Genomic DNA, 18,574 nt, shown 5'->3' on the forward strand with positions numbered 1-18,574 from the left:
CGCCCATACCGCGAGCGTTCCATGGTCCATCCCGTCTTCGCCGACCTGCCCGTCACCGTCTTCGAGGAGATGAGCGGCCTCGCCCGCGAGCTGGGGGCGATCAATCTGGGCCAGGGCTTTCCCGACGACCAGGGCCCGATCGCGCTGCGGCGCAAGGCCGGCGAAGCGCTGATCGAGGGCTCCAACCAGTATCCGCCGATGCGCGGCCTGCCGCAGCTGCGCCAGGCGGTGGCCGGCCACTATGGGCGCACCCAGGGCCTGGCGCTGGACCCCGACCGCGAGATCATCGTCACCTCCGGCGCCACCGAGGCCCTGGCGGCCGCCTTCCTGTCCATGATCTCGCCCGGCGACGAGGTGGTGCTGTTCCAGCCGCTCTACGACGCCTACCTGCCGATGGTGCGGCGGGCCGGCGGGATCCCGCGCCTGGTGCGCCTGACCCCGCCGCACTGGCGGTTCGATCGCGCCATACTGGAGGCGGTGTTCAGCGACAAGACCAAGCTCGTCGTGCTCAACAGTCCGCTGAACCCGGCCGGCGTCGTCACCCCCGACGCGGACCTGGCCCTGCTGGCGGAGTTCTGCGTCCGCTTCGACGTTACGGCCGTCTGCGACGAGGTGTGGGAGGCCGTGGTCTTCGACGGCCGCGCCCACAAACCGCTGATGACCTTCCCCGGCATGCGCGAGCGGACGGTCAAGATCGGCTCGGCGGGCAAGATGTTCGGCATGACCGGCTGGAAGGTCGGCTTCCTGTGCGCAGCCCCGCCGCTCGCCAAGGCCCTGGCCGGCGCCCACCAGTTCCTGACCTTCACCACCCCGCCCAATCTTCAGGCCGCCGTCGCCTTCGGGCTGGAGGAACCCGGCGACTGGTTCGAGGCCATGCCCGCCGGCCTTCAGCGCTCCCGGGATCGGCTGGCGACTGGACTGCGCGAAGTCGGCTTCACGGTGCTCGACAGCGGCGGCACCTATTTCCTCAATGTCGACCTGACCGCCTCGGGCGTCGACGAGCCCGACCGGGCCTTCGCCCTGCGAGCCGTCCGCGAGCACGGCGTGGCGGCGATCCCGGTCTCGGCCTTCTACGCGGAGGATCCGGTGACCAACGTCCTGCGGCTGTGCTTCGCCAAGGGGGACGACGTGCTGGACGCGGCGGTGGAGCGGCTAGCGCGGGCTAGGTGATCCTTCCCCCCTTGCGGGAGAAGGTGGCGGCGAAGCCGACGGATGAGGGGTCGATAGGCCTCTCCGCCAACGTCTGAGAGACCCCTCACCCGACCTCCTTCGGAGGCCACCCTCTCCCACAAGGGGAGAGGGAATGCGCCTCAAGGATGCGCCGCCGCCCAGTCCATGACCTCCTGCAACGGCGCCACCCAGACCTGATCGGGATGCGCCTTCAGCCAGGCCAGCAGCTCCAGATGCGCCGGGTTGGAGACCTGGAGATAGTCCCCGCCCACGCCGTGGAACAGGAACACCGCCATCCCGCCGCCGGCCGCGGCGCCCTTGGCGAAGTCGATCAGCTGGGCGCCGGTCACGCCTTCGGGAAAGCCGCGCGAGGGAACGTGCATCGGGTCGATCCGACGTCCGGCCAGGTCCTCCGGCGTCGTCACCACGCCGCGCGCATAGGTCACCAGCCCCGAGGCCCGCAGCGCCTCCAGATAGTCGACGCCGCCGGCCTTGCTGGCCCCGCAGGGCGTGGCGAAGCCGTGCCGGGTCTTGCCGTCGATGGCGGTCAGCAGGACGTTCTGCTGCTCGATCTCCTTGAGCAGGCTGGCGGGCGTATAGGCCTCGGCGACATAGCGCGGATCGGCCGGAAAGCTGGCGGCCGGGCAGGCGTGGAAGATCGTGTGGTTGGCCAGCTCGTGGCCCTCCGCCGCGGCGGCCCGCCAGCGCGGGATCTCGGCCGCCTTGACGCCCGACAGGAAGAAGCTGCCCTTGAAACCGGCCGCGTCCAGGGCTGGCACGGCGTTGTCGAGCTGCGAGGTTAGGGCGTCGTCATAGGTCAGGGCCACGGCCGCCTTGGCGCCGTTCGGCCATTGGGTGGCGCTGGCCATGGAAACCCCACACGCCAGGCTCATGACGATCGCCAGCAGCGCCTTCATCGACGGCCTCCCCTACAACGGCTTCGAGAACGAGAAGCGGGTCTCCCGGTCGTCCGACCGCAGCGTCAGGGCGCCGCCGTGCGAGCGGGCGATCTCCGAGGCGATGTAGAGCCCCAGGCCAAGCCCCTGCTGCATCTCGGCCGACCCGCGGGTGAACGGCTGGAACAGCTTGGCCATCGTCTCGGGCGGGATCGCCGGGCCGCCGTTGATCACCGACAGCACGAACCGCCCGTCCGCGGTGGTCGCCTCGACCCTTACCGGCTTGGCCGGATCGCCGTGGGTCAAGGCGTTGCCCAGCAGGTTGGACAACATCTGCGCGATCCGGGCCTCGTCGCAGACGACCGTCTCGCTCAGGACGATGTCGGACTCGATCCGCCGGTCGGGCCGGGCGCTGCGCAGTTCGGCGACCAGCTGCTCCAGCGACCGGCTCAAGGTCTCGGGCGGCGTGGGGCGTGCATCCAGGCCGAACCCGCCGCCCAGACGCACGCGGGCGAAGTCCATGACATCGTCGATCAGCCCCGCCATCCGCGCGACGCTCTGCTCCATCTGACCCAGGATGAACTCGGCCTTCTCGCCGGAGGGCTGCTTGCGCAGCAGGCGGGCGCCGCCGTTGATCGCGGCCAGGGGATTGCGCAGGTCGTGGCCGAGCACGGCGATGAACTGGTCGCGCAGCTCCGAATCCCGCTGCGAGGTGGCCAGGGCCGCCTGGCTCTCCACAAGGCGGTCCTGAGCTTCCAGGTGGCCGCCGATCAGCTTGGCGAACAGCTCGAAGGTCGCCAGGGCCTGGGTGCCCCGCAGATTGGCCGGACGCGGATCGATGGCGCAGAGCGTGCCGAAGAACAGGCCGTTGTAGTGAATGGGCGTCGAGATATAGCTCTGCAGGCCGTATTTCAGCGGCGTGTGGTGGTCGCGCCAGACCGGATCCTCGGCCACGTGGTCGATGACCACGGCGGTCTCGTTGTCACGAATCTCGTCGCAGATGGTCGAGGCGACTTCCAGCTCGCCGCCGGGCAGCAGGCCAAAGCCGATCTCGTCGCGCACCGCGCAGGCCATCCAGCGGTCCTTGGTGACCCGTGCGACGGCGGCGAAGCCCATGCCCGTGGTGCGGCAGATCACCTCCAGGATCTGGGGCACCACCTCGATCTTGGCGACCTTGGCGACATCGGCCAGCAGCCCGGGCAAGGCGGCGTCCTGAGGCGTCGGCGAGGCCAGGTCGTCGGGACGATATTCGCTGGTCGTGAAAGCCTCGGAATCCATGCGCCCCTCCCAGAACACCCTGGCAACCCACTGGGATGGGTCTTGCCGGGAGGGCTCCTGCCTCCCGCCGGTCGAGCATAGCAAGGCAGGCCGGCCCCGCGCCATAGGCAGCTAGGCCGCCACCCGCTCCTCGTCGCGGACGCTGCGGCGGAAATCCCGGGGCGAGCAGCCGTACTGGTCGCGGAAGGCGCGGCTGAAGTGGGCGCTGCCGTTGAAACCCCAGCGGAAGCAGATCTCCGAGATCGACAGCCGGGCGAACTGCGGGCTGGCCAGGTCGTTGCGGCAGCGCTCCAGCCGGCGGGTGCGCAGATAGTGGCTGAAGGTCTCCTCGACGCCCTCGAACAGCTTCTGCACGTAGCGCGGCGAGACGCCCTCCTCGTCGGCCACCCGGCGGATGGTCAGGTTCGGGTCGGGCAGCAGGGTCTCGATGGTCTGGCGCAGGCGCTGCAGGTGGGCGCTGCGGGCGTCGGTCGGCCAGGCCGCGCCGCGCTCTTCGCCGGCCTCCAGCAGGCACAGGCCCAGGAACTCGGCCAGGGCCAGCTCCACGGGGCGCAACTGGTCGACGGTCAGGTCCTCCAGCGAGTCGGCGGTGGCCCGCAGCAGGCCCGACAGGATGTGCTTGACCCCGCCCTCGCCGCGTAGACGCCCCACGCGCAGGGCGCGCGGCGCAACCAGGCGATGGTTCAAAGCCACGCGCGGGGCGCGGACGAACATCAGCCGGCAGCGGGTGGCCAGCCGCAGGGCGGCGGCCTGTCCAGTCGGTCCAAAGGCGATGTCGCCGATCGACAGGTCCTCGCCCAGGTCATCGCTGACCACCGCCGCCTGGCCATCGAGCAGCACCGCCATCCACACCGCAGCCGGCTGGTTGGTCAGGCGGCCCGAGATGGTCTGGGCCCCGGCGTTGACCAGGGCGAATTCGATGCCCAGCGGACTGGTCAGGCAGACCACCGAGGTCGAGGCCGGCTCGAGATCAGATAGGCTCTCGACCGGCAGGCCCAGGCGCGACATGGCCTCGCGCCAGGCGTCGGCCCGCTCGGCGCGCGGGTAGCTGTCGGTGCTGAACGACCAGGCGCGCAAGGCCTCAGGTTCTCTTCGGGAAGATGTCGCGCGGGATGCGCACGTGGCAGCCCTGCTTGCCGTCGACCACCTGGGTCACGCCGAAGTCGGAGGCCACGCTCATCAGCGAATAGGCGTCGTTCTTGGTCAGGCCGACATGGTCGGACAGCAGGCTCAGCATGTTGAGGGAAGCTTGGCGCATGGCCACATTGAGATCCTCGTCGAACCCGTGGACGATCCACCACTTGGGGGTCTCCAGCAAAGGCCCCGGGGTCTCGAAATCCTTCCGCAGCACGATCTGCATCAGCACGTTGAGCGAACTTTCGATCGCCGTGCCTGAAAGTTCGCCATCGCCCTGGCTGACATGGGGATCTCCGATGGAGAACAGCCCGCCCTCCACCTGGACGGGATAGTACATCGTCGCCCCCGCCCCGATCCGCCAGTTGTCGATATTGCCGCCGTGCAGGCCGGGCGGGATGGTGCTGACGCGGCCGTCGACGGCCGGCGCGACGCCGGCGGTGCCCAGGTGCGGCCGGGCCGGGATGCGCACGCCGGGAAGCGCGCTCTGGCGGTCGCATTCGGGGCAGTTGGTGATCGTGCCGGGCGTCAGGTACTTGCCCGGGAAGTCGTAGGCGTAGAGGGCGCTGGCGGTGTTGTAGTCGGCGTCGAGCTCGTAGATCGTCACCCGCTCCTTCTCGCCGAACTCCTTGTAGAGATAGCCCCAGTTGGCCGCGAGGTTGGAGCCGTAGTTGTTGCGCGGGACCATGCGCAGGTAGCGCACCTCCAGCACGTCGCCGGGCTTGGCGTCCTCGATGTAGATCGGCCCGGTCATGATGTGGACGCCGGGGTTGCGGTCGTCCTCCGGCACCTCGGTGAAGATGCGGGTGATCGCGGCGTCCATCATCAGGTCGGGCGCGTCGCCGGCGTGGTGGGTGACAGCCTCGGCCTGGATCAGGTCGCCGCTCTTGATGCGTAGGGCCGGCTTGATCGACGGATCGAAATAGCCCCAGTGGATGGTCTCGGGCGTGGCTTTCAGATGGTGCAGGGCGCCGGGCGCGACGTCGGGACGGACCTGGCCGGGTTCGCAGATGAAGGGCATCGGGTTCTCCGTTAGGCCGCGGCCAGCGTGACGCTGGTCATGCTCAGCGAGCCGTGCTCGATGTGGTCGGGGGAAAAGCGGGCAACGTCGCCGGGCAGGCGCGCGCCCAGCACGTAGAGCAGCGGCCAGTAGTGGTCGGGGGTCGGCACGGCGCGGCGGGCGTCTTCGCCCAGCTTCTCGAACTCGACGGCGGCCAGCGGCTGGTCGTCGGCGATGGCCTTCTTGATCGCCTCGTTGAAGCGCTGCGACCAGTCATAGGGCGCGCAGTTACGGTCGCCCCAGTCCATGGCCGGCAGGTTGTGGACGATGTTGCCGGTGCCGACAATCAGCACGCCCTCGTCGCGCAGGGCGGCCAGGCGCTGGCCCATCTCGTAGTGCCATTGCGGCGGCTTGGTCCCGTCCATCGACAGCTGGATCACCGGCACGTCGGCCTCGGGATAGGCTTTGCACAGCACCGACCAGGTCCCGTGGTCCAGGCCCCACTGGCGCTCGTCCAGCACCACCGGGATCTCCGGCGCCAGCAGATCGCGCACCCGGGCCGCCAGCTCCGGCGAGCCCGGCGCGGGGTACTGCACCTCGAACAGGGCGCGCGGGAACGAGGCGCCGAAGTCGTGGATGGTGCGCGGCTGGCTCATCGCCGTGACGCCGACGCCCTTGGTGATCCAGTGGGCCGAGACGCAGAGTATGGCCTTGGGCTTGCCGTACGCGGCCTCGATCTGCGCGGCCATGGCGGCCCAGGTCCTGGTGGTGTCGTTGGTCTCCAGCGCGATCATCGGGCTGCCGTGACCGAAGAAGACGACGGGAAGGCGGGCGCTCATCTCAGGCGGCCTCCACCGGCGCGGCGGGGGCTGCGGCGCCCTTCAGCCGCGCCCACTGAGCCTGGTAGCGCGGGGCGAGCCAGCGGTTGAACTGCACCTGCGCGCCTTCCTGCCAGGAATAGCGGCCTCGGATGGCGAAGCGCGAGCGCAGGCCCTTCTGGACCAGCTCGTCGACATGCATGTCTTGGGCGATGATCTGACCGGCCGAGGTCATGATCATCTCCAGCCGCTCCTTGAAGCCGTAGGAGTCTCGCGCGCCGGGGGCGACCAGGATGCCGGTGTCCTGGGCCATGGTCTCCGGGCCCGTCGGCCGCAGGATCAGGTAGATGACCATGTCGCTGGTCATCACGAGCGACAGGGTCGGCGGGATGTTGGCGAAGGTCGCCCGGCCCCGGTCCTCGTCCGACAGCTTGGGGAAGATCGGCAGCACCGCCTTCTGGGTCGGGTTGAAGCTGGCGTCGGGATGCAGGGTGCCGTTGTAGCGCAGGAAGCCCGCATCGCCCGGCTCGGCTTCGGGGAAGCTGGCAAGCTCGCTGGGGATGAAGTCGTGCAGCACGCCGCGATGCAGCTTGCTGGCGTGGTAGCCGTCGTTGTTGTTCTCGAACATCACCTTCCAGTTCCAGGTGAACTGGCCGGTCATCGGTTCGAGCGCTTCGGCGGTCTCGAGGTCAAAATTGGCGATGGCGGCTTCGACGGCGGTCAGGCGCGGGGCCAGCGGCTCGGCGTCCGCGTCGAAATTGACGAAGATGAAGCCCAGCCAAACCTCGACCTTGAAGGTCGGCAGGCTGATCTTCTTCTTGTCGAAGCCGCAGGTGCGGTCCATGGCCGGGGCGTTCACCAGGTCGCCGTTCAGCGAATAGACCCAGTGGTGATAGGGGCAGACGAAGCCGCGGGCGTTGCCCTTGCCCTCGGCCACCAGCATGGCGCGGTGCTGGCACACCGACGACATCGCCTTGATCTCGCCGGCCCGGTTGCGGGTGACCAGGATCGGCTCGCCGACGATCTCGGTGGTGAAGAAGTCGCCGGGCTCCTGCACCTGGTCCACCCGGCCCACGCACAGCCATTCGTGGTCGAACAAGGCGGCCTTCTCGAACTCGTAGAACGCCGCGTCGGTGTAGCAGGCCGGCGGCAGGGTCTCGGCCGCGCCCACCTCTTGGGTGGAGCTGGACAGCCCGTCGAAGAAGGCGTCGCTGAACAGGGTCACGGCCGGGCGCTCGCTTTGGGAAGAAGACGACCCAAGGCTGGCGCCGCTATCCGCCCCGGTCTTGCTCCAGCGCGCACGAAAACTTGGTCAGCCGCAGGCCGGCGCCGCGCGGTCGCTCGCCGAACGGGCGCTGCTGTCGCCGCGGCGTACAAGGAGGCGATTTTTGACCATACGCGCACGAGAAGCCGGAAAGAGAGAGGGCGCTCTGAGGCAAGACCGTGGTTTTTCTGCCGCTTAGGCTTGCCGCAACAAAGTCACCCGAGGTCGTTCCCATGCTCGCGAAAGCGCCCGCCGCCCTGGCCACCAAGCCCCTGAAGACCGGCGAGCAAGACGACTTCGGCGCCGAGATCCTCAACATCGACCTGCCCACCGCCTCGGACGCGGAACTGGACGGCGTGGTCGCCGCCTTCCACGCCCACGGCGCGGTGCTGGTGCGCGACCAGACCATGACCCCGGACGACCTGATGGCCTTCATCGGCCGGTTTGGCGATCCGGAAGACCACACCCAGACCCGCTTCACCCTGCCCGGCTATCCGAAGATCTTCATCCTCTCCAACCGCGTCGTCGACGGCCAGCCGATCGGGGCCCACAACGACGGCGTCGGCTGGCACACCGACTACAGCTACAAGCCCGAGCCGGTGATGCTGACCATGCTCTATTGCGTGGAAGCGCCGGAGGAAGGCTCCGACACCCTGCTGGCCGACGGCTGCGCCGCCTGGAACGCCCTCTCCGCCGAGAAGCAGGCCGAGCTGCTGCCGCTGCAACTGCACCACAGCTACAAGCACTTCATGGCCACCCGCACCTTCGGCGAGCAGATGATCCTGTCGCCCGAGATGGAGGCGGCCAATCCCGACGTCGAGCACCCGCTGATCCGCACCCACCCCTCGGACGGCCGCAAGGCCCTGTGGCCCTCGACCGGCACGGTGACCGAAGTGATCGGCAAGCCCGGCCCCGAGGGTCTGGCCCTGCTCGACGAGCTGGTGGAATTCATGACGGAGGAGCGCTTCGTCCACGCCCACAAGTGGCGGCCCGGCGACATCCTGACGTGGGACAACCGCTGCACCCTGCACACCGGCACGCTGTACGACGACCAGAAGTACTTCCGGACGATGCACCGCCTGTGGGTGAAGGGCGACGCTCCCTATTGATGTGCGCTCCCCCTGAAGGGGGAGCTGTCGCTCCCGGGTCCGGCCAAAGGCCGGCCCAACAGAAAATGGGCGACTGAGGGGGAAGTTGTCGCTGAGCACGGCCAACGCCTAGTCAGCTGATAACGTCCCCCTCCGGCCCTCTGGGCCACCTCCCCCAGAGGGGGAGGATCTTGTTCGACAGGACCTTCCACCATGACCCAGACCTGGCTGATCACCGGCGTATCCGGCGGGCTCGGGCGCGAGATCGCCGCGGCGGCCCTGGTGCGCGGCGATGTCGTGGCCGGCACGGTGCGCAAGAAAGCCGACGTCGCCGCCTTCGAGGCCCTGGCGCCGGGCCGCGCCCACGGCCTGGTCATGGACGTCACCGACCCGGTCGCCGTCGTCGAGGCCGTGAAGGCGGCCGAGGCCCTGACCGGCGTGATCGACGTGCTGGTCAACAACGCCGGCTACGGCCTGGTCGGCGCGGTCGAGGAGGCCTCCCTCGAAGAAGTCCGCGCCCAGTTCGAGACCAACGTCTTCGGGCCGCTGTCCGTGCTCAAGGCCGTGCTGCCGGCCATGCGGGCGCGGCGGTCGGGGCGGATCGTCAACGTCACCTCGGTCTCGGGCCTGGCGGTCTGGGCCGGCACCGGCGTCTACTGCGCCAGCAAGTGGGCCCTGGAAGGCCTGACCCAGACCCTGGCGGCCGAGGTCGCGGAACTCGGGATCAAGGTGACCAACGTCGCCCCTGGCGGCCTGCGCACGGCCTTCGCAAAGGGCTCCAAGACCATCGTGGCCGACAAGCTCGCCGACTACGACGGCCTCGCTCGCGACGCCGAGCGGATCATGGCCGACCACGCCGGCGCCGAGCCGGGCGATCCGAAGAAGGCCGCCCTGGCGATGCTGGCCATCGTCGACGCGCCCGAGCCGCCTCTGCACCTGTTGCTGGGCGAAGACGCCCTGCACTACGCCGGCTACGCGATCGACGGCCTCAAGGCCGACATCGACGCCTGGCGCGACCTCTCCCTTTCCATCGCCTTCGACTGACCCAAAGGACCGCCCGTGACCAACACCCTGATCTTCGTCGACCTGGCCAGCGACGACCCCGCCAAGGCCGGCGAATTCTATGCCCAGGTGTTCGGCTGGCAGAACGACGCGCGGCCGCAGGGGATCTATCACCGCATGGTGCCCGGCGGTCAGTTCAAGAACCCGGACGGCAGCGACAGCCAGATCGGCAACCTGCATCTCGGCATCTTCGACGCCGCCAACGCCCGCCCGCACCCAGAGCCCGCCGGCGTCGAGCCCCGCGCCCTGTCGACCGACGGCCGCAAGCCGCGCATCTGGATTCTGATCGGCGACGACGACAGCGCCGACCGGATTTTGGGGACCGCCGAGAGCCTGGGCGCCACCTTGCTGTGGCGCGACCACTACTGGGCCGAGTTCAACGGCTACAACCACGCCTTCCGCGATCCTTGGGGGAACGAGATCGTGCTGTGGGGCAAGGCGGGCGCGGAGCCGGAAATTCCTGAGAGCTTCAGCAAGGAATGACCCCTCTCCCCTTGCGGGAGAGGGTGGCCCGCGAAGCGGGTCGGGTGAGGGGTCGAAAATCCTGTCCGCCGCGACGGCGGACAGGCTGGGTTCGGCATTAAAAGTCTGAGAGACCCCTCATCCGTCATCCTTCGGATGACACCTTCTCCCGCAAGGGGAGAAGGACGCGTTGCGCACCTGCGAAGCCTCATATTGCACCGCACCCAACACCGGCGCATCATCCGGCGATAACCAGAAAAGATCACCGGGAGCGCAGGATGTCGGACAAGGCCTATCAGCACGCGCCCGATCCGCCGTGGATCTTCCGCACCTATGCCGGCCACTCGACGGCCGAGAAATCCAACGCGCTCTATCGCTCGAACCTGGCGCGCGGCCAGACGGGCCTGTCGGTGGCCTTCGACCTACCCACCCAGACCGGCTACGATCCCGACCACATCCTCTCGCGCGGCGAGGTCGGCAAGGTCGGGGTGCCGATCAGCCATCTGGGCGACATGCGCGCGCTCTTCAGCGAGATCCCGCTGGAGAAGATGAACACCTCCATGACCATCAACGCCCCGGCCGCCTGGCTGCTGGCGATGTACGTGGCCCTGGCCGACGAGCAGGGGGCCGATAGGGCGCTGCTGCAAGGCACCACCCAGAACGACCTGATCAAGGAATACCTCAGCCGCGGCACCTACATCTTCCCGCCGGGGCCGTCTCTCAGGCTGATCGGCGACATGATCGCCTGGTGCTATCGCGAGGTTCCGAAATGGAACCCGATGAACGTCTGCAGCTACCACCTGCAGGAGGCCGGGGCGACGCCGGAGCAGGAGCTGGCCTTCGCCCTGGCCACGGCGATCAGCGTGCTCGACACCGTCCGCGCCGGCGGCCAGGTGCCCGAGGAAGACTTCGAGATCGTCGCCTCGCGGATCAGCTTCTTCGTCAACGCCGGGGTTCGGTTCGTCACCGAGCTCTGCAAGATGCGCAGCTTCACCAAGCTGTGGGACGAGATCCTGCTCGAGCGCTACGGCGTGCAGGACAAGAAGGCCCGGCGCTTCCGCTACGGCGTGCAAGTCAACTCCCTAGGCCTGACCGAGCCGCAGCCCGAGAACAACGTCTACCGCATCCTCATCGAGGCCCTGGCCGTCACCCTCAGCAAGGACGCGCGCTGCCGGGCCCTGCAACTGCCGGCCTGGAACGAGGCCCTGGGCCTGCCCCGGCCGTGGGACCAGCAGTGGTCGCTGCGGCTGCAACAGGTCTTGGCCTACGAGACCGACCTCTTGGAATACGAAGACCTGTTCGCCGGCTCTCACGTGGTCGAGGCCAAGGTCGCCGAGCTGTCGAAAGGGGCGCTGGCGCAGCTGGCTCTGATCGACGAGATGGGCGGGGCGCAGAACGCCATCGACTACATGAAGGCCGAACTGGTCGGGTCGAACGCCAAGCGGGTGCGGGCCGTCGAGACCGGCGACCTGACCGTGGTCGGCGTCAACCGCTGGACCGACAGCGAACCCTCGCCCCTGTCGGCCGGCGAAGGAAACATCGAGACCATAGATCCGAAGCTCGAAGCCGAGGTCGTCGCGCGCATCCAGGCCTGGCGCGCGGCCCGCGATCCGGCCGCCGTCGAGGCCGCCCTGGCCGACCTGAAGGCCGCCGCGGTCGATGGCCGAAACATCATGGAGCCCTCGATTACCGCCACCAAAGTCGGGGTCACCACCGGCGAATGGTCCGGTGCCTTGCGCGAGGTGTTCGGCGAGTATCGCGGCCCAACGGGCGTGGCGATCGTCGTTTCCACCGGCGAGGCCGAGGACGTCGAAGCGGTTAAGGCCGAGGTCGAGCGGGTCTCGCAGGTGCTGGGCCGCACCCTGACCTATCTCGTCGGCAAGCCGGGCCTGGACGGCCACTCTAACGGCGCCGAGCAGATCGCCACCCGCGCCCGGGCCTGCGGCATGGAGGTGGTCTATGACGGCATCCGCTCGACGCCCGAGGAGATCGTCCGCCGCGCCAAGGAAAGCCGCGCGCATGTCGTGGGCCTGTCGATCCTGTCGGGCTCGCACCTGGATCTCGTGCAGGAGGTGGTGCGGCTGATGCGGGCCGAAGGCCTCGACCACATCCCCGTCGTCGCCGGCGGCATCATCCCCGAGGCCGACGCCCTGATCCTCAAGCAGATGGGCGTGGCGCGGATCTATACGCCCAAGGATTTCCGGATCACCGAGATCATGGGCGACGTGGTGCGTCTGGTCGAGGCGACGGCGCTGGCGGAGGCTTGAGAGCCGCATTTCGTGCTATGATCGCCCCATGACCCTCGACGAGGCGCTGACCAAACTGCGCGCGGCCAAGCCGCTGCTCGACCGCTATGGCGTTGCGCGCGTCGGCGTCTTCGGCTCGACGGCACGTGGCGAGGCCGGTCCAGATAGCGACGTGGACGTGCTGGTGGAGTTCGACCCCCTTCGGGTTCCAGGCTGGGAATACTTCACGCTCGGGGATGAACTGGCGCTGGTGATGGCCCGCCCAGTCGACGTGGCGACGCCCAAGTCGCTGCCGCGCCTGATGCGCGACAATGTCCTCCGGGAAGTCGTCTATGCCTAAGACCCAGCGCGACGCGGCGCTGCGGATCAGTGACATCGAAAAGGCGATCGGGCGCATCCGCCTCTATACCTCGGGGCTCGACGCCGCTGCCTTCGAGGCGTCTTTCATCACCTTCGACGCCGTGGTGATGAATATCCAGGTCATCGGCGAAGCCATCGCCAACTTGCCCGATGACCTCAAGGCGACGGTCGAGCCCGCGCCGCCCTGGAAGCAGATCGTCGCGGTGAGGAATTTGGTGTCGCACGGCTATCCGGACATCGATCCCGACGTCATCTGGACCATCGCCACGACGCGGCTCGACGAGCTGGAAGTCGCTGTCGATGCGATGGCGACGGCGCTCAAGGCCTCTTAGCCAGCCGCCACGCCGCGACGCAGCCCACCAACGCCAGCGGCACGAAGGCCGCGAACAGCCATGGCCCCTGGGCGAAGGCTTCGGCCGGGGCGATGCCGTGGCCGAAGCCCAGCAAGTTGGCCATGGCCCCTGCGGCGGCGGAGCCGGCCGCGCCGCCGATCAGCTGCACCGTCGGCACGGCCGACGAGGCCAGGGCCTGCTCCTCGGCCGGGGCGCCGGCGATGGTCCGCCGGGCAAGGAACGCCCAGCACAGGCCAAAGCCGCAGCCCACGGCCAGCAGGGAGAGGCCCGTGCTCCACAGGCCGCCGCGCGTGACCGCCACCGCCGAGGCGGCGACGCCGACCAGGATGACCAGGGCCCCGGCGCGGATGGCCAGCGGCTCGCGCTCGGCCTTCAAATGAGCCACCAGCATGGCGCAGACCGTCCAGCCGGCCGCGATGCCGCCGGTGACGTAGCCGGCCACCAGCGGCGAGGCGCCGTGCCGGGCCTGGATGAAGGCCGGTCCGTAGACGGTGAAGCCGATGGCGGCGGCCTCGCAGGCGAACATCACCAGCAGGCCAAGGCCGGTGGCGGTCGAAAGGTCGGCGGCCGAGCGCGGCAGCAGGCGGTCGGGCGAGGCGCGGTTAACGGCCAGCATGGCGGCCATGGCCAGGACGCCGAGCACGGCGCAGATCCCCGCCGTCGCCGGCGAGGCGACGACCCCGGCCGCGCCGATCAGGCTGACCCCGAGCACCAGCAGCGCCAGTTGGCGGCTGGGAATGCGGGTGCGGGTCTCGGCCCGCTTCTCGCCCGGCAGCATGGCCAGCACGGCGACCACGAACACCACGCCCTGCCCCACGAACGCCCAGAACGCCCCCCGCCAGAAACCGGCGGCGGCAAATACGCCGCCCAGCAGAGGTCCCAGCAGGGTCGCCCCGCCCCAGACGCCCGCCACCGCGCCATAGACGCGCGGCCACAGGCTTTCGGGGAACAGGGCCGTGATCGCCACATAGCACAGGGCCACCACCGCCCCCGCGCCCAGCCCCTGGATCAGGCGGCCGGCGACGAAGGTGACGAAGTCGGGAGCCAGGGCGCTCATGGCGCAGCCGAGGGCGTAGACGACCCCCGCCAGGGCCGTGGCCCGCCGCAGGCCCAGGCCCTGCGAGAGCTTGCCGCTGCACGCCCCGGCGACGATCGAGCCCATCAGATAGGCCGCCACCGACCAGCCGAAATACTGGTGGCCGCCGATCTCGCGGGCGACGCTGGGCATGATGGTGGCGGTGACCAGGGTGTCGGCGGCGTTCAGCCAGATGCCCAGGCACAGCAGGCCAAAGCGCGGCAGCAGGGCGCGGTCGAGCAGGGGCGAACGGTCGGCGGCGACGGACATCGACGGTCTCTTGGGGCCCCTTTCGGAGCCGGGCAGGCGGTCATGCCCGTTTCCTCGCCGCTCGCCAAGCCGCTGCACAGAACCGCCGGGCTCGCCCGCTCGTTGAAGGGCCGTGAAACCCGCATCCTCCCAGACCCTGGTGCTGGCCGAGATCGGCGGCCTGCTGATCGACGCCGCTCTCGCGGGCCTGCTGCTGCTCGCCCTGATCGACCGCACCGCGCCGCCGCAGGACCTGCCGTGGAAGCCGTTCTCGATCGACCAGCCGCTGGGACTGGCGACGCAGGCCAAGCTGTCGCGGATCGCCGCCGATCCGGCCGCTTGCCGCGCGGCCCTGCGCGAGGCGGGGATCGATCCCGTCGACCAGCCGGTGCGCGAGCAGGGCTTCTGCTCGACCCGCGACACGGTGCGGGCCAGGAGCCTGCTGGCGCCCGCCGCCCCGGTCATGACCTGCCCGCTGGCCCTGCGCTACGCGGTGTGGGAGCGCCATGTGCTGGCCCCGGCCGCGCGGCGGGTGCTGGGCAGCCCGCTGGCCCGGGTCGATCACTTCGGGACCTATGCCTGCCGCACGATCTACGGCCGCCCCGGCGAGCGGCCCAGCCAGCACGCCCGCGCCTCGGCCCTCGACGTCTCCGGCGTGCGCCTGGCCGACGGCCGGCGGCTCAACGTGGCGGCGGACTTCCGTGATCCCGGTCCCGAAGGCCGCTTCCTGCGCATCGCCCGCGCCGGCGCCTGCGACCTGTTCGGCACGGTGCTGAGCCCCGACTACAACGCCGCCCACGCCGACCATCTGCATCTGGACCTGGCGCCCTACCGCCTCTGCCGCTGAGCCTCATCACGGCGCGACAATTGCGCGCGTCGCTATTCGCGTTCCCGGGGGTGCGACGCAGCGGCCGCACGCGCTATAGTTGGTCGAGTTCCCGACTGCGTACCTTTTCGGAAAATATCCGCGATGCCCCACGCCATCCTGGTGATCGACGACGACCCGCTGATCCGCGATTTCGTCGACCTGGTGCTGAGCCAGGCGGGTCACCGCGTCTCGGCCGCGCCCAACGGCACGATCGGCCTGGAAACCCTGGGCCACGTCCGCGCCGACCTGATCCTGCTCGATATCCAGATGCCGGGCATGAGCGGGCTGGAGGTGCTGCGGATCCTGCGCAAGCACCGCCGCCTGAGGACGCCGGTGATGATGATCACCGCCCGCGGCGACATCGACACCGTCAAGCAGGCCCTGAACGAGGGCGCCAACGGCTTCATCGTCAAGCCGTTCACCCCAACCGATCTGATGAAGCGCATCTCGGCCCTGCTGGCGCCGGAGCCCCGCGCGGTCGTTCCCCCCGCTCCACCGGTCGCGCCAAAGCCGGCGACGCCGCCGCCGCCGTCCGCCCCCGACACCTTCGAGATCGATTAAAACTTAAACCCGCTCCACCGCCCGCGACCGGCTTGCCGCCGGGGCCTGGGCGGCGACCACCACCTGGGCCAGGACCGACAGCAGGTTGCGCATGTCGATCGGCTTGGCGACGTGGGCGTCCATGCCCGCCTCCAGGCAGGTGCGGATCTGGGTGGTCATGACGTCGGCGGTCAGGGCGACGATCGGCAGGCGGACCCAGCGCGGGTCGGCGCGCAGGCGGCGGGTCGCCTCCAGCCCGTCCATCACCGGCATGTTGACGTCCATCAGCACGATGTCGAAGGCCTCGGCGGCGACGGCGTCCAGCGCCTCCTGGCCGTTCTCGACCTCGACCAGCTCGCAGCCGAACGGCTCGAGGAACAGGCGGATGACCCGGCGGTTGACCGGATGGTCGTCGACCACCAGCACCCGGCGCCCGCCCAGCGAGGCCAGGGCGTCCAGCTCCAGGGCGGCGGGCTCGGCCTCGGGAGCCTCGGCCAGGTCGCAGGCGGCGGCCGCGTCGGCCATGAAGCGCAGGGTGAACAGCGAGCCCTCGCCCTCGCGGCTGCGCACGGTCACCGAGCCGCCCATCAGTTCGGCCAGGCGGCGGGTGATGTTCAGGCCCAGGCCCGAGCCGCCATAGTTGCGGGTGGTCGAGGCGTCGGCCTGGGTGAAGGCCCCGAACAGCTTGTTCAGCGTCGCCGGCCCCATGCCGATGCCCGTGTCGCTGACCGTCAGCCGCACCGACTGGCGGCCGCTGGCCGGCTCCAGCGCGCAGGACAGGGTCACCTCGACCCGGCCCTCGCTGGTGAACTTCAGGGCGTTGGAGACCAGGTTGGCCACGCACTGGCGCACCCGCACCACGTCGAACATCAGGCACGGCGGCGGATCGCCGACGACGTTGAAGTTCAGGGTCAGGCCCTTCTCGCGCGCGGTCGGCTGGAAGCCGTTGACCAGCCGGCCGACAGTCTGGACGAGGTCGCCGACGGTCGGGGCGATCTCCAGCTTGCCGGCCTCGATCTTCGACAGGTCGAGAATGTCGTTCAGCAGCACCAGCAGGGTCTCGCCGGAATCGATCAGCAGATCGACCTGCTCGCGCTGGCCCGCGCCCAGGCTTTCGCCGCGCAAGGCCTGGGCCATGCCCAGCATGCCGTTCAGCGGCGTGCGCAGCTCATGGCTCATCACCGCCAGGAACGAGGACTTGGCCTCGCTGGCCGCCTCGGCCCGGCCGCGGGCGTCCTTCAGATTGGCCTGGGCCCGGCGCATGTAGAGAGCCCAGGTGACGCCGCCGGCGACCAGCAGGGCCATCAGGGCGGCGATGACGCCGGTGGCCTGGGCCAGGCGGCGGGTCAGCTCGACCTCGGCGGTCAGGCGCTCGCTTTCGGTGCGCTTGGACTGCAGCTCGGCCTCGAGCGCCGACGAGATCTGCGAGGCCGTGGCGGCCTGGGCGCCGCTGGTCTCGCGCGCATGGGCCACACGCCAGCGGTCGAACAGGGCGAAGGCGTCCTTGCGGCCCTCGGCATGGGCGATGAAGGCCTCGATCAGCATGCGGCCGACCGGATCGATGCGGGCCTCGCGCGGCGGGGCGGCGTCCAGCACCGCCAGGTCGCGACGCGCGGCGGCGGCGCGGCCGGTCTGGGCCAGGGCCTTGGCGCGCATCCGCAGCATCGAGACGGCGACGCGGTCCTGGGTGACGGCCAGCGCCGGGCCGGCGTCGCGCAGGCAGCGCAGCACCCCCTGCGGGTCGTCGCGCGTGTCGGCGATCATCGCGCACAGGTTCTGGTCCCAGGTCAGCAGGTCGGGGTCGCCCGCGTCCACGCTCATGCGATGGTGCATCTGGGCGAACCGTTCGGCGGCGGGCACCTCGCCCAGCTCGGCGGCGGTGTAGGCGATGTCGTAGAGCCGCTCGATCTTGCGCATGTAGAAGGCGTCGCGCTCGTCGAGCCGCGCGGCCTCGGCCATGTGATCGAGGGCCCCGTCCTTGTCGCCGATTTCCGACAGCGTGTAGGAGTGCACCTGGTGGGCCTCGGCCAGCAGCGGGCGGGCGATCGAGCCGCGCTCTCCCAGGTCCTCGAACAGTTCTCCGGCGAAATGGCTAGCCTCGGTCCAGCGGCCGCTGCGCGCCAGGGCGCGGATGCGCTCCACGCCGGCCATCAGACCGATCTCGCGACCCGAACCGTCGAGGAACCTGGCCCAGCGGGCGTCGTCCATGCCCGTCGGCCCGCGCGCCTCGACATCGTAGGCGGCCTGCATCAGGTCGGCCAGGACGGCCAGTTCCGCGTCATTGTCGACCCGGGCGGTGGCGCGCACCGTCGCCACCCAGTCGTTGAACGACTTTTCGACGTGGTTGCTCTTGTAGGCGTAGAGCACCCGCCACAGGGCGTAGAGGCGGGTGTCGCCGCGCTGGCGCAGGGCGCGGCGGCCGGCCCGCTCGACATCCTCGTTGTCGCGCGGCGCCGGTCCGGCCCGCTGCACGTCGATCTCGCGATAGAGCTGTTCGAGCTTGCGCGCCTGGTCCGACGGCGTCGCGGCGCGAGCCGGCGTGACGCCGGCCAGGGCGACGAGCGCGAACAGCAGGGGCAGGATGCGCTTCACCGGCGACGGTCCTCGATCAACCGCCCAGTCCTAGCGTCAAGGTTCTCCGCTGGAGGTTAATTTCGGACCGGGCGCGTCTCTAGGCCGCACCGGAAGACCGGCGTTATCGCGCCAGGGTG

At 69.8% G+C, this 18,574-nt stretch carries 17 protein-coding genes; 9 read left to right on the forward strand and 8 right to left on the reverse strand.

All coding sequences use genetic code 11. The annotated features are described in order from the left end of the window. Positions 1-21: 21 nt before the first annotated feature. Positions 22-1,170 (forward strand): aminotransferase, encoded by a 1,149-nt coding sequence (locus I4Q42_RS13325; RefSeq protein ID WP_198576560.1) that lies wholly within the window; start codon positions 22-24, stop codon positions 1,168-1,170. 140 nt (positions 1,171-1,310) lie between these two features. Here the strand turns inward: I4Q42_RS13325 and I4Q42_RS13330 are convergent, their stop codons facing one another. The 6 genes from I4Q42_RS13330 to I4Q42_RS13355 form a co-directional block, all read right to left on the reverse strand. Further along, positions 1,311-2,087 carry a polysaccharide deacetylase family protein gene (locus I4Q42_RS13330; protein WP_198576561.1) on the reverse strand — a complete coding sequence of 259 codons (777 nt, stop codon included), beginning with the start codon at positions 2,085-2,087 and terminating at the stop codon, positions 1,311-1,313. A gap of 12 nt (positions 2,088-2,099) precedes the next feature. After that, the gene (locus I4Q42_RS13335) at positions 2,100-3,344 is read right to left on the reverse strand and encodes a GAF domain-containing sensor histidine kinase (protein ID WP_198576562.1); all 1,245 of its coding nucleotides are present in this window, start codon (positions 3,342-3,344) and stop codon (positions 2,100-2,102) included. A 111-nt stretch (positions 3,345-3,455) separates the two neighbouring features. Next, complete coding sequence (locus I4Q42_RS13340) at positions 3,456-4,421, reverse strand: helix-turn-helix domain-containing protein (RefSeq protein WP_198576563.1); 966 nt, start codon at positions 4,419-4,421, stop codon at positions 3,456-3,458. Between the two features lie 4 nt (positions 4,422-4,425). Then, complete coding sequence (locus tag I4Q42_RS13345; RefSeq protein ID WP_198576564.1) at positions 4,426-5,499, reverse strand: acetamidase/formamidase family protein; 1,074 nt, start codon at positions 5,497-5,499, stop codon at positions 4,426-4,428. Between the two features lie 11 nt (positions 5,500-5,510). Beyond that, the gene (gene ygiD / locus I4Q42_RS13350; protein WP_198576565.1) at positions 5,511-6,317 is read right to left on the reverse strand and encodes a 4,5-DOPA-extradiol-dioxygenase; all 807 of its coding nucleotides are present in this window, start codon (positions 6,315-6,317) and stop codon (positions 5,511-5,513) included. Position 6,318: 1 nt separating this feature from the next. Beyond that, a complete protein-coding gene (locus I4Q42_RS13355; RefSeq protein WP_198576566.1) occupies positions 6,319-7,521 on the reverse strand; it encodes an aromatic ring-hydroxylating oxygenase subunit alpha in 1,203 nt (400 codons plus the stop codon). Positions 7,522-7,793: 272 nt separating this feature from the next. On the opposite strand from I4Q42_RS13355, the gene I4Q42_RS13360 reads away from it, so the two are divergent. From I4Q42_RS13360 to I4Q42_RS13385, 6 genes are all read left to right on the forward strand, one after another. Continuing rightward, positions 7,794-8,669, forward strand: a complete 876-nt coding sequence (locus I4Q42_RS13360; RefSeq protein ID WP_198576567.1) for a TauD/TfdA dioxygenase family protein — start codon at positions 7,794-7,796, stop codon at positions 8,667-8,669. A gap of 192 nt (positions 8,670-8,861) precedes the next feature. Next, positions 8,862-9,692 carry an oxidoreductase gene (locus I4Q42_RS13365; protein ID WP_198576568.1) on the forward strand — a complete coding sequence of 277 codons (831 nt, stop codon included), beginning with the start codon at positions 8,862-8,864 and terminating at the stop codon, positions 9,690-9,692. Between the two features lie 15 nt (positions 9,693-9,707). Further along, on the forward strand, positions 9,708-10,193 hold the full coding sequence (locus I4Q42_RS13370; protein ID WP_198576569.1) for a VOC family protein: 486 nt from the start codon (positions 9,708-9,710) through the stop codon (positions 10,191-10,193). Between the two features lie 257 nt (positions 10,194-10,450). Further along, a complete protein-coding gene (locus I4Q42_RS13375; protein ID WP_198576570.1) occupies positions 10,451-12,439 on the forward strand; it encodes a methylmalonyl-CoA mutase family protein in 1,989 nt (662 codons plus the stop codon). A 28-nt stretch (positions 12,440-12,467) separates the two neighbouring features. Further along, positions 12,468-12,758: a nucleotidyltransferase family protein gene (locus tag I4Q42_RS13380; RefSeq protein ID WP_198576571.1), complete on the forward strand. Its 291-nt coding sequence runs from the start codon at positions 12,468-12,470 to the stop codon at positions 12,756-12,758. Beyond that, entirely contained in the window at positions 12,751-13,110 is a 360-nt protein-coding gene (locus I4Q42_RS13385; protein ID WP_198576572.1) for a HepT-like ribonuclease domain-containing protein, read from the forward strand. Before I4Q42_RS13380 ends, I4Q42_RS13385 begins: the two co-directional genes overlap by 8 nt. Here the strand turns inward: I4Q42_RS13385 and I4Q42_RS13390 are convergent. Further along, positions 13,097-14,476: an MFS transporter gene (locus tag I4Q42_RS13390; protein ID WP_198576573.1), complete on the reverse strand. Its 1,380-nt coding sequence runs from the start codon at positions 14,474-14,476 to the stop codon at positions 13,097-13,099. The two genes, I4Q42_RS13385 and I4Q42_RS13390, sit on opposite strands and share 14 nt — an antisense overlap. A 112-nt stretch (positions 14,477-14,588) precedes the next feature. Here I4Q42_RS13390 and I4Q42_RS13395 point away from each other — a divergent pair, with 112 nt between their 5' ends. Beyond that, positions 14,589-15,302, forward strand: coding sequence for an extensin-like domain-containing protein (locus I4Q42_RS13395; protein ID WP_198576574.1), 714 nt, complete (start codon positions 14,589-14,591; stop codon positions 15,300-15,302). Positions 15,303-15,425: 123 nt separating this feature from the next. Next, positions 15,426-15,884, forward strand: coding sequence for a response regulator transcription factor (locus I4Q42_RS13400; protein WP_198576575.1), 459 nt, complete (start codon positions 15,426-15,428; stop codon positions 15,882-15,884). A gap of 3 nt (positions 15,885-15,887) precedes the next feature. Here I4Q42_RS13400 and I4Q42_RS13405 read toward each other — a convergent pair whose 3' ends face one another. After that, positions 15,888-18,455 carry a hybrid sensor histidine kinase/response regulator gene (locus I4Q42_RS13405; protein WP_198576576.1) on the reverse strand — a complete coding sequence of 856 codons (2,568 nt, stop codon included), beginning with the start codon at positions 18,453-18,455 and terminating at the stop codon, positions 15,888-15,890. Positions 18,456-18,574 lie beyond the last annotated feature (119 nt).

The sequence above is a fragment of the Caulobacter hibisci genome (assembly GCF_016135805.1).
GTDB lineage: Bacteria > Pseudomonadota > Alphaproteobacteria > Caulobacterales > Caulobacteraceae > Caulobacter > Caulobacter hibisci.

Coding starts and splice junctions, on each gene's coding strand:
- I4Q42_RS13360 (WP_198576567.1), top strand. CDS start 7,794: ATGCTCGCGAAAGCGCCCGCCGCCCTGGCCACCAAGCCCCTGAAGACC.
- I4Q42_RS13325 (WP_198576560.1), top strand. CDS start 22: ATGGTCCATCCCGTCTTCGCCGACCTGCCCGTCACCGTCTTCGAGGAG.
- ygiD (WP_198576565.1), bottom strand. CDS start 6,317: ATGAGCGCCCGCCTTCCCGTCGTCTTCTTCGGTCACGGCAGCCCGATG.
- I4Q42_RS13345 (WP_198576564.1), bottom strand. CDS start 5,499: ATGCCCTTCATCTGCGAACCCGGCCAGGTCCGTCCCGACGTCGCGCCC.
- I4Q42_RS13330 (WP_198576561.1), bottom strand. CDS start 2,087: ATGAAGGCGCTGCTGGCGATCGTCATGAGCCTGGCGTGTGGGGTTTCC.
- I4Q42_RS13335 (WP_198576562.1), bottom strand. CDS start 3,344: ATGGATTCCGAGGCTTTCACGACCAGCGAATATCGTCCCGACGACCTG.
- I4Q42_RS13380 (WP_198576571.1), top strand. CDS start 12,468: ATGACCCTCGACGAGGCGCTGACCAAACTGCGCGCGGCCAAGCCGCTG.
- I4Q42_RS13375 (WP_198576570.1), top strand. CDS start 10,451: ATGTCGGACAAGGCCTATCAGCACGCGCCCGATCCGCCGTGGATCTTC.
- I4Q42_RS13390 (WP_198576573.1), bottom strand. CDS start 14,476: ATGTCCGTCGCCGCCGACCGTTCGCCCCTGCTCGACCGCGCCCTGCTG.
- I4Q42_RS13365 (WP_198576568.1), top strand. CDS start 8,862: ATGACCCAGACCTGGCTGATCACCGGCGTATCCGGCGGGCTCGGGCGC.
- I4Q42_RS13385 (WP_198576572.1), top strand. CDS start 12,751: ATGCCTAAGACCCAGCGCGACGCGGCGCTGCGGATCAGTGACATCGAA.
- I4Q42_RS13400 (WP_198576575.1), top strand. CDS start 15,426: ATGCCCCACGCCATCCTGGTGATCGACGACGACCCGCTGATCCGCGAT.